2 protein-coding genes are annotated in these 787 nt (G+C 59.3%); both read left to right on the plus strand.

The window, feature by feature from the left end; translation table 11 throughout:
* Positions 1-398: ABC transporter permease subunit (locus EN780_RS35870; protein WP_133372936.1), on the plus strand; the 398-nt coding region annotated here is incomplete at its 5' end.
* A gap of 10 nt (positions 399-408) precedes the next feature.
* A partial coding sequence (locus EN780_RS35875; RefSeq protein WP_133372937.1) for an ABC transporter ATP-binding protein occupies positions 409-787 on the plus strand: 379 nt, incomplete at its 3' end.

Consider the following 787-nt stretch of genomic DNA (forward strand, 5'->3'; position numbering starts at 1 on the left):
TCTATACGCTGAATGGTCTGCCGTTCGTGGTCTGGGTGATGCGCGTCTTTATCCAGGAGATTCCACAGTCGATCGAAGAGGCCGCGCTCATCGACGGCTGCAGCCGCTTCGAGTGCTTCTGGCGCGTAACCTTGCCTCTGCTTTTGCCGGGTCTCGCGGCGACCATGGTGATCATCTTCATGTTCGCCTGGAACGAATTCCTGCTCGCCAGCATCCTGACCTCGTCGGAAGCGCGCACCTTGCCCGTCATCGCGGCCAGCTCGATCAAGGCCAAGGCTATCTCGTGGGGATTGGGATCGGCCGCGGGCGTGCTGATGTCGTTGCCGGTCGTCGTGCTCGTGCTGTTGATGCAAAAATACCTGGTCAGGGGTTTGACCCTCGGCGCCGTGAAGGGATGAGGAAGAGATAATGGGTATCGAAGTCAAATCCGTATACAAGCGCTTTGGCGCCTTTACCGCCGTCAACGGCGTCTCGGTCGACATCAAGGACGGCGAGTTCTTCGTCATGCTTGGCCCCTCCGGCTGCGGCAAGACCACGACCTTGCGGATGATCGCCGGACTGGAACTCCCCAGCGGCGGCCAGATAAAGATCAATGGCCGCGACGTCACCTACGAGGAACCTCGCCATCGCGACATCGCGATGGCGTTCCAGGACTACGGACTTTATCCGCACCTGTCGGTATTCCAAAACATCGAGTTCCCGCTGAAGGTGCGCAAGATTGCCGAGGGCGAGCGCAAAAAGAAGGTGCAGGCGACCGCGGAGAAACTGGGAATTGCCGAGTATCTGG

Source organism: Mesorhizobium sp. M4B.F.Ca.ET.089.01.1.1, from assembly GCF_004022605.1.
Classification (GTDB): Bacteria; Pseudomonadota; Alphaproteobacteria; order Rhizobiales; family Rhizobiaceae; genus Mesorhizobium; species Mesorhizobium abyssinicae.